Genomic DNA, 9,162 nt, shown 5'->3' on the forward strand with positions numbered 1-9,162 from the left:
ATCAGAATGATAGAGAAAAGGCAGAGCCGAAAAAACACAGTTCGGATTTAACGGCTCTGCCTTTAAAAATTGTAACTATTCAGAGCCACATCTCGATTCCGCTGCGCTACATCTCGATGTGGCTGCTCGCCATATGAAATTCCAGAAAAAACCGCTCATTCATGCAAGCATGATTCGCAATTTTTTCTTCCATTTCACATGGCTCTGAATAGTTACATATTATCTTGCGCCCTTATCGTACGGAATACCTTCGGCTTTCGGAGCCTGGGAATTCTTGGATGTGAAGGCGAGAATAATCATGGATGCGATAAACGGCATCATGTTGTAAATGTTCTTGGACAGTCCCAGATGGGAGAGGACGGTGGAGTCCGCAATGTTTGCCAGGGAACGGAATACCGCAAAGAATACGGCTGCTCCGGCAATGTGGAACGGTTTCCACTGACCGAAGATCATAACAGCGAGGGCAAGGAATCCGGCACCGGCTACGCCGACTTCGAAGTTCCAGGTGGTAACGGACGGAACGATGTAGGCAAATCCGCCGATACCGCCGAGTGCACCGGAGATGATAACACCGGTGTATCTCCACTGGTATACGTTGATACCAACAGAGTCGGCTGCCTGTGGATGCTCACCGCAGGCACGCAGGCGCAGTCCCCATTTCGTTTTGAAGAGGAACACGTAGCTGCAGATCAGAAGGATGATGCCGATGAACAGGAAGATGTTCACGGTAAATGGTCCGATCTTGTAAATGAAAGCGGCGTTGGTGTAGTTCAGCTTTGCGGAAGCTGCACCGTTTCCGGCATCCGAGCCGTTGTTGAATGCTTTTACCAGGACGATGGCAATGGCAGTAGCCAGCATGTTCAGCGCGGTTCCGCCGATCGTCTGGTCTGCTTTCAGTGTGATGGCGGAGAAGCCAAGCAGCAGAGAGTAGATCATACCGGATACGGCGCTCGCCAGAATGGAAAGTGCCACAAGTGCAGGAGCCGGGAGGTCCGGGAACAGAACCAGGACGAAGACACCGGCAAGGCCGCCGATCGCCATGATTCCTTCCAGCGCGATGTTGATGACACCGCTTCGCTCGGAGAACATACCGCCCATCGCAACGAGCATCAGAACAACGGCGTACAGTAAGGTAAATTTAATTAAAAGGAACATTATTTCTTCTCCTCCTTTCCGTTGTCTGCATTGGCATTTGCTTTCTGCTCTTTTTTGCTCTTGAACAGGTTTGCAACGATGCCCTTGAACAGGGTAACGAATGCGCAAAGGTAAATGATAACGGCAACGATCAGGTCCGCGATCTCCGGCTGATAATATTTCGTAGGCAGGTAAGCACCGCCGACCGAAATATGAGCAACGAAGAGAGCAGCGAAGATAACGCCGATCGGGTTGCTAAGTGCAAGAAGCGCAACCGGGATACCATTAAATCCGATGGCCGGGAGTGCTGTCGATACCTGCGGGTTCCACTCGGATGCACCGGAGAGGAAGTAGAGGCCTGCACCGATTCCGGCAAGCGCACCTGCGATGGTCATGGAGAGAACAACGTTTCTCTTCTCGTTGATGCCGGCGTATTTGGCAGCATCCTTATTGAATCCGCAGGCTTTCAGCTCATAGCCGAAGGTTGTTTTGTTCAGAACGATGTAGATGATGACCGCAATGGCAATCGCAATGAAAATCGCAATCGTTGTGGAACTGGTACGGAAAATGGAGTTCATGCCGCAGTCCGGAATCAGGGATTTCGGAGAAGCGGAGCTTAATTTGTAAGTACGTGTGGTCTTCTGATCATACATGTCCGGGATGGTGTTGTACATCAGCTCATTGACAAGATAAAGACCAATCCAGTTGAACATGATGGAAGTAATAACTTCATTTACGTTGAAGTATGCTTTGAAGATACCAGGAACTGCTCCCCAGATGGCTCCGCAGACCATAGCAGCCAGAAGGCATACATACCATGGCATGTGGAGGATGATGGCAAAATACAGGGCGCCGAAGACACCGACGGTGTACTGTCCGGCAGCACCGATGTTGAACAGACCTGTTTTAAAAGCAAATGCAACCGAAAGTCCGGTCATAATCAGGGGAGCGGACTGAGCGATTTCACTTCCGATTCCCTTCGGCTTTAAGTAAAAGCCGCCTTTGATGATTCGTGTAAATCCATCCACTGCGTTCTCCGCGTTGATGCAGTATAAAATGATAAATCCCACAAGAAGACCGATCACAATACATACAAGAGAAGCGACAATGGACAGAAGAGCGTTTTTCGTTTTTTCGTTCATGCTTTTCTTACCTCTCTTTTATACTTCTTCGGGAACCGGATCCCGTTTTGCACCTGCCATGTAGAGACCGAGTTCTTCGACAGAAACGGTTTTCGGATCCAGCTGGCCGACCAGCTCTCCTTCGTACATAACAAGAATACGGTCGGAAACATCCATAACCTCATCCAGTTCCAGAGAAACCAGAAGAACGGCTTTTCCCTTGTCGCGCTGTGCAACGAGCTGGCTGTGAATGTATTCGATGGCTCCGACATCAAGACCACGGGTAGGCTGTACCGCAACGAGAAGATCAGGATCTTTGTCGATCTCACGCGCGATGATCGCTTTCTGCTGGTTTCCGCCGGACATGCTGCGGGTGATGGTCACAGGACCCTGGCCGCTGCGGACATCGTACTGCTCGATCAGGCGCTCGGCATATTCGCGCACGGCTTTTGATTTGATAAAGCCGAAGGATTCAAATTCCGGCTGCCAGTAACGCTGCAGCACCATGTTCTGCTCGATGGAGTAATCCAGCACGAGGCCGTGTTTATGGCGGTCCTCCGGGATGTGGCTCATGCCCATCTTGGAGCGGTCGCGGATGGAAGCTTTCGTGATGTCCTGTCCGTTGAACAGAATTTTACCGCCGGATACTTTTTCCAGTCCCGTGAGGCCCTGAACGAACTCGGACTGGCCGTTTCCATCGATACCTGCGATGCAGACAATCTCGCCTTTTCTTACATTAAAGGAAACATCTTTGACGGCGTTGTTTCCGTGCACCTTGCTCGGTACGGTCATGTGCTCTACTTTCAGAACGGTGTCGCCCGGTTTTGATGGCTTTTTGTTGACGGAGAAGCTGACGTTTCTTCCGACCATCATGCGGGAGAGCTCTTCTTTGGAAGTTTCGCTGATGTTGACGGTTCCGATGTATTTTCCTTTGCGGAGAATCGTACAGCGGTCGGCAACTTCCATGATCTCGTTGAGTTTATGGGTGATGAAGAGGATGGATTTTCCTTCTTTTGCGAGGTTCTTCATGATCTTCATCAGCTCATCGATTTCCTGCGGCGTCAGAACCGCGGTCGGCTCGTCGAAGATCAGGACTTCGTTGTCACGGTAGAGCATTTTCAGAATTTCGGTACGCTGCTGCATACCGACGGTGATATCCGAGATCAGAGCGTCCGGATCGACCATCAGACCGTATTTCTCGCTCAGTTCCATGACTTTTGCACGGGCATTCTTTTTCTCGAGGAAAAGGCCTTTGGTCGGCTCTACGCCGAGGATGATGTTGTCGAGAACCGAGAAACATTCGACCAGCTTAAAGTGCTGGTGAACCATACCGATGTTGAGATCATTGGCGTCGTTCGGCGTGTTGATATGGACTTCCTGCCCATTCTTCTTGATGATTCCGGAGGTAGGCTGATACAGACCAAAAAGAATACTCATCAGGGTCGATTTTCCTGCACCGTTTTCTCCAAGCAGAGCATGGATTTCTCCTTTTTTGAGCTGTAATGTAATGTTGTCGTTCGCCTTGATACCCGGGAATTCTTTGGTGATGTTCAACATCTCAATAATGTACTCATTTTCCATATACATATTCCCTTTCAAGCGTGGTTTTGCAGGACTGCCGAAGCTATGGAAAATAAGGCAGAACTGCGGGCTTTCATTATGTCTAGTATAGCATTTTGCGTGGCAGAAAAAAAGGGGAAGAGAAATAATATTCTCTTCCCCAAAAGGCATATTGTTACAGAAACAGTATGCACATTAGCTGATGTAATCAACGGTTACGTGAGAACCTACTTCCGGCTGATTTTCTGTATCGCTGGAGATTTCGATGGAACCATCGCGGATACCAGCCAGTACAGTTTCATACTGATCCTGTGTGAAGGTTGTGAATCCCCAGGATTCGGAATCGGTAGGAAGGCCGATGTAATCTCCGTCTTTCAGTCCAAGCTGCTGAGCAGTTCCGCCAAGTTCAGAGAAGTTTCCGCTGAAGTAGGAATCCAGAGCGTTGTTGATGGCGCTTGGAAGACCTTTCATAGCGGAAGTCAGGCAGCGCTCGCCGATTTTGGAACGCTGGTCAACGTCTACACCAATAACTTTTCCGTCGTGTGTCTCAGCTGCATCCAGAGCAGATGTCCAGATACCGCCGCCGCAGGCGAATACAACCTGTGTTCCGTCTGCATACCAGCCCTCCATACGGGCGGTGATGGAGTCATCGCCGTAGAACTGGCCGCCATAGTAATATTTTACGTTTACATCTACGCCGTCTTCTTCAGCAGCAGCGTTGATACCCTGTACATAACCGTAACCGAAACGGATAACGGCCGGAACAGCGATACCGCCGAGGAAACCAAGACTTGTGTAGCCGTCTTTTACTGCAGCGTATCCAGCCAGGTAGCCGGCCTGCTCTTCTTCGAAGGAGCAGATGTACACGTTCTTTCCGAGATCAACAGCTTTGCCGTTTTTTACAATATCACCTTCGGTAACATCGACTGCGATGAAGGTTACATCCGGATAGGTGTCCTGCTCTTCAGCGATGGCAGGTCCGAACAGGTAACCTGGCATTACAACAACGGTAGCACCCTCGGAAACAGCAAGATCGATGGAGTTGATACGCTCTTCATCGGTATCCTCTGCCGGTTTGTAGTACTCGTACTCTACGCCGTTTGCATCGCCGTAGGCGCATACCGTTTCCCAGGTGATCTGGTTGAAGGATTCGTCGGTGATATCTCCGGAGTCTGTGATCATGGCAATTTTCTCACCTGCGGCGTCTTTTTTTTCTCCATCTGTGGAAGCAGAAGCGGAAGTTGCGCTGGTGGAATCGGCGCCTGTGGATGCGTCGGAGGAAGAGGAGCCGTTGGAGGAACCGCATCCTGCGAGTGCAGCAGTTGTCATGGCGGCTGCAAGCAGTAAGCTAACTACCTTCTTTTTCATAATAGTATTCTCCTTTCAAGAGGTACAGCGTTTTTGCGTGTATGGCTACATTATAATATAAAAGAAAAAAGTATGTCAAGCAAAGGAAAAACTGCGTGAAATCCACTAATTATCTGCATGCGAGCCGGAAATTCTTCGGATAATGGCGTTGGATCTTGCATAAATTTCTTCCGGGTCAAAGCCGATATGGAATTCGCCGTTTTCGTAGAGGATTTGACCGTTTACCATGGTAAGCTTTACGTTCTGTTTGCTGCCGCTGTAAACGAGGTTTTTGATCAGATTATTCTCCGGCTGCATGTTCGGCTGATGGAGGTCAATCATGACGAGATCGGCCTTTTTGCCGGCAGCGAGACGGTCGCAGTCAGTAAGCTGCATCGCGTGTGCGCCGCCTGCGGTTGCCATGTAGAGTATCGCATCAGCCGGGATTCCTGCGGCGTCCATCTCACGGACTTTGGAAAGACCGGTGGTCAGGAACATTTCGCGGAACATGTCGAGGCAGTTGTTGCTGGCCGGTCCGTCGGTGCCGATGGCGAGGTTGATGCCGTTATCGTAAAAACGCTTCAGCGGGCAGATGCCGGAGGCGAGCTTCAGGTTTGAGGAGGGATTGGTAACGGCCGTCAGTTTCCGGTCACGGAAGATCTCAAAATCGCGGTCCTCCATCCAGATGCAGTGGTAGCCGCCGCCTCCGTACTGGAACATGCCTAAGCGTTCCATCAGCTGTGTCGGGGTGAGTCCCCAGCGCTCTTTACAGCCCTCGACTTCGCTTTTTGTTTCGGCGTTGTGTGTCCAGACAGGGGAATGGTATTTTTCGGCGAGTTTGGCAACGGCTTCAAGAAGCGGGCCGCCGGTCGTATATTCGGCGTGGAAACCGAGCAGATACGAGGTGCGGTCGGAGAGTTCGTTGACATAGTTATACATCTCTTCGAGAATTTCCGGGCTGTCGACGAAGTTGTTGAGACCGCTGGTAAGAACGGTGCGGAATCCGGTGTCGACCGTGGCAGCGATGCTGTTTTTCTGCTGGATGTACATGTCGAAATTGGAGGTGATGCCGCTCGTCAGATATTCCATGATGCCGAGGATATTGAGCCAGTAAACGTCGTCCCCGGCGAGCTTTGCCTCGTTCGGGAAGACCTGGCGCTCGAGCCATTCGTGGAGCGGGAGATCGTCCGCGTAGGAGCGGAGGAAGGTCATCGGGGTGTGCGTGTGTGCGTTTTTAAAGCCCGGGATCAGGAGATTGCCGCGGGCGTCAATTTCGCGGTCGAAGACAGTGGTCTCTGCGGCATCTGGATCTGCTTTTCTACCAGGTCCGATATAGGTGATGGTGTCGCCGGTGACATGAAGTTCGTCTTCGGCGATGGAAAAATGGTTTTCAGCGTCGAGTACGAGAATTTTGGCGTTGTAAAAACGTGTATTCAAAAAAGATCTCTCCTTTATTTTACGTGCTGTTTACAGTGTCTTTGCGATGCCCTGAATCGTTGCGGCAACGAGTTTTTTGAACTGCGGTGCAACCATGTCAGCTGCCTCCTGAACTTCCGCATGGCACAGAGGCTGCGGGGAGATGCCGGCGGCAAGATTGGTAATGCAGGAAATACCGATGACGCGCATGCCCATATGGCGTGCAGCGATGGCTTCGCAGGCGGTGCTCATGCCGACCGCGTCTGCGCCGAGGGTGCGGCACATGGCGATTTCCTGCGGGGACTCGTACTGCGGGCCGGTGAGCTGCAGATAAACGCCTTCCATCAGGTCGATATCAAGGCTGGCTGCGGCTTTCCGTGCGATTTTCTGGAATTCAAGGTCGTAGATCTGGCTCATATCCGGGAAACGGGTGCCGAGCTCGTCGATGTTCGGTCCGATAAGCGGAGATGGAACGAAGCAGGCGATCTGGCCGTTTAACAGCATCAGAGAGCCTGGCTTTGTGCCCTGTTTGATGCCGCCGGCGGCGTTGGTTAAGAACAGTGCTTTTGCGCCCATCAGCTTCATGAGGCGGGTCGGGAGAACGACGTCGGTCATCGGATAGCCTTCATAATAATGAACGCGGCCCTGCATGCAGACAACCGGCACATCGCCGACGTAGCCGAAGATAAAACGGCCCGCGTGGCCCGGAACAGTGGAAACCGGGAAGCCTTCGATATCGTGGTAATCGAGGGTTGCGGTAACGCGGATATCATTCGCAAAATCACCGAGGCCGGAACCGAGAATCAGTGCGACTTCCGGCTGGAAATCGATCTGGGAGCGGAAGCTCTCGTAGCATTTCATCAGTTTTTCGTAAACAGGGTTTGGGGTGTTGCTCATAGGAAAAACCTCCTTAATATAAATGATTTTCTGCTTTTTGAGTCTTTTTTCGGCTATTTTTAGGGAAGAAAAGCCTGCCACAGAGATGTGAGTCCCGGAGGCAGGCTTTTCTTTTAGAAAAAAGATCATCTGGTAGTTCTATTGTAGTATAGAAAGCGCGGAAAAGCAATGATTTCAGTCATCAAAAATATTCAGATGCTGTTTCATGATATTTCCCAGCCATTCAATGACCGGACCGAGGGTAATAACCATCAGCACGGTGACAATGCCGAGTTTTCCGCCGAGCAGAACGGCGATCGCGGTGACAACGAAGTCGTAGACGATGCGGATCACACGGAACGAAACGTTCGGCAGGTGGGTGGAGATAATGAAGGATACTGCGTCGTACGGTGCAGTTCCCATATCAACATCCATATAGAAGGATGCGGCAAGGATAAACAGGACCAGCGCCGGGATCAGCACGGCGATTCGCACACCCATCGAGGTGAAGAGGTCTGCCGGAAGGACTTTCGCCCAGATCCAGGAGAAAAAGTCGATGGAATATCCCACGAGAAACATGTTTGCGAGGGTTCCGAAGCCTAAGTTTCTGCCGCCGAAAATGATAACGAAGATGAGCAGGACGGTATTGAAGAGCGCCTGCCAGTTTCCGATGCTGATGCCGAGGCGGGTGGAGATGGTCTGGTTTAACAAGGTACACGGATCGGTGCCGAGATCGACGAGAAGCAGCCATGAGAGCGCAAAGCCCATCAGGATGACGGCAGCGATGACCAGAATCAGGCGGGTCCAGAAATGTTTCTTCTGGTAGAAGCCCTGGATGATTTCTTTCATAGTATGAGTTCCTCCCTGTGATTTATGCTTGGTTTTTCACCTTTTCGGGCGGATTTTCTACGCATTTCCTTCGAAATTTTTCGATCGTCTTTCCAACACGTTTTTCGCCCTTCTTTCCAGAAAAATCTCCGCCGTTTTTTTCGGCGGAGATTTGACCGTTTCTGTTATTTTAGTATATTTTTCCCAAAATGTAAACTATTTTCTTTTAATGATGTCAACTTAATGTTCACAAAATGATGAACGATAAAGGGACACAAATTAACATAAAACATAAAATTGAAAAAATATGTTCATTAATAAATTAACTAAATGAACATGTGAGCTGAATGAAATTTGTGCATTCTACAATGTGTCCACGCGAGACGGACAGAACCTTGAAAAGAACTACAATATACGGATATACGAATTAACGCCATAAACAGAAACCAAAGTTATAGAACCAGCTCCACGTTTTTACCGAAGACTTCGCGGTATAACTGTTCGCGTTCCACGGTGATCAGCCGCCCGACGGAATCGGTTGCCGCACCGAGACAATCGGCGCAGGTGAGGATCTGGTAGAGAATGGCGTTGTCGTTGCCTTTATGGGTATACTCGCGCGGATAGCCGCCTTTTTCGTCGTACCAGAGATGGTGGTAGAGCGCCGCCTCGGCGTATGGTCTTGTGGAATCCCATTTGCTGAGGAGCTCATAGCCCATCTGTGGGTGGAGACGGATCAGATCAAAGAGAAAAAGTACATTGCATCATTGGAACCGTATATTGGAGATATTCTACTGGTTGGAATTAATTATGATAAAAAGACCAAAAAGCTATAAATGAGCAAATATCGAATTTTGCACAAACTTATCCCACAAACTTAAAA

General features: G+C 50.1%; 8 protein-coding genes. All 8 read right to left on the reverse strand.

What is annotated here, in order from left to right; translation table 11 throughout:
• Window positions 1-219 precede the first annotated feature (219 nt).
• Complete coding sequence (locus DWX00_RS18385) at window positions 220-1,155, reverse strand: ABC transporter permease (RefSeq protein ID WP_055225933.1); 936 nt, start codon at window positions 1,153-1,155, stop codon at window positions 220-222.
• Complete coding sequence (locus DWX00_RS18390; protein WP_117762018.1) at window positions 1,155-2,276, reverse strand: ABC transporter permease; 1,122 nt, start codon at window positions 2,274-2,276, stop codon at window positions 1,155-1,157. The genes DWX00_RS18385 and DWX00_RS18390 overlap by 1 nt, the downstream gene beginning before the upstream one ends.
• Window positions 2,277-2,294: 18 nt before the next feature.
• Window positions 2,295-3,842, reverse strand: coding sequence for an ABC transporter ATP-binding protein (locus DWX00_RS18395; RefSeq protein WP_373141908.1), 1,548 nt, complete (start codon window positions 3,840-3,842; stop codon window positions 2,295-2,297).
• 168 nt (window positions 3,843-4,010) lie between these two features.
• Window positions 4,011-5,183, reverse strand: a complete 1,173-nt coding sequence (locus DWX00_RS18400; RefSeq protein ID WP_055225931.1) for a BMP family lipoprotein — start codon at window positions 5,181-5,183, stop codon at window positions 4,011-4,013.
• Window positions 5,184-5,288: 105 nt separating this feature from the next.
• Window positions 5,289-6,599 carry an amidohydrolase family protein gene (locus DWX00_RS18405; RefSeq protein ID WP_118595966.1) on the reverse strand — a complete coding sequence of 437 codons (1,311 nt, stop codon included), beginning with the start codon at window positions 6,597-6,599 and terminating at the stop codon, window positions 5,289-5,291.
• Between the two features lie 30 nt (window positions 6,600-6,629).
• The gene (locus DWX00_RS18410) at window positions 6,630-7,475 is read right to left on the reverse strand and encodes a purine-nucleoside phosphorylase (protein ID WP_022461581.1); all 846 of its coding nucleotides are present in this window, start codon (window positions 7,473-7,475) and stop codon (window positions 6,630-6,632) included.
• Between the two features lie 174 nt (window positions 7,476-7,649).
• A complete protein-coding gene (locus tag DWX00_RS18415) occupies window positions 7,650-8,303 on the reverse strand; it encodes a YczE/YyaS/YitT family protein (protein WP_118595967.1) in 654 nt (217 codons plus the stop codon).
• 431 nt (window positions 8,304-8,734) lie between these two features.
• A complete protein-coding gene (locus DWX00_RS19770; protein WP_118595968.1) occupies window positions 8,735-8,998 on the reverse strand; it encodes a hypothetical protein in 264 nt (87 codons plus the stop codon).
• Window positions 8,999-9,162: the final 164 nt, after the last annotated feature.

Origin of the sequence: Blautia sp. AF17-9LB, from assembly GCF_003479185.1 — a bacterium.
Taxonomy (GTDB): Bacteria; Bacillota; Clostridia; order Lachnospirales; family Lachnospiraceae; genus Fusicatenibacter; species Fusicatenibacter saccharivorans.

Coding starts and splice junctions, on each gene's coding strand:
- DWX00_RS18410 (WP_022461581.1), bottom strand. CDS start 7,475: ATGAGCAACACCCCAAACCCTGTTTACGAAAAACTGATGAAATGCTAC.
- DWX00_RS19770 (WP_118595968.1), bottom strand. CDS start 8,998: ATGGGCTATGAGCTCCTCAGCAAATGGGATTCCACAAGACCATACGCC.
- DWX00_RS18400 (WP_055225931.1), bottom strand. CDS start 5,183: ATGAAAAAGAAGGTAGTTAGCTTACTGCTTGCAGCCGCCATGACAACT.
- DWX00_RS18390 (WP_117762018.1), bottom strand. CDS start 2,276: ATGAACGAAAAAACGAAAAACGCTCTTCTGTCCATTGTCGCTTCTCTT.
- DWX00_RS18395 (WP_373141908.1), bottom strand. CDS start 3,842: ATGTATATGGAAAATGAGTACATTATTGAGATGTTGAACATCACCAAA.
- DWX00_RS18385 (WP_055225933.1), bottom strand. CDS start 1,155: ATGTTCCTTTTAATTAAATTTACCTTACTGTACGCCGTTGTTCTGATG.
- DWX00_RS18415 (WP_118595967.1), bottom strand. CDS start 8,303: ATGAAAGAAATCATCCAGGGCTTCTACCAGAAGAAACATTTCTGGACC.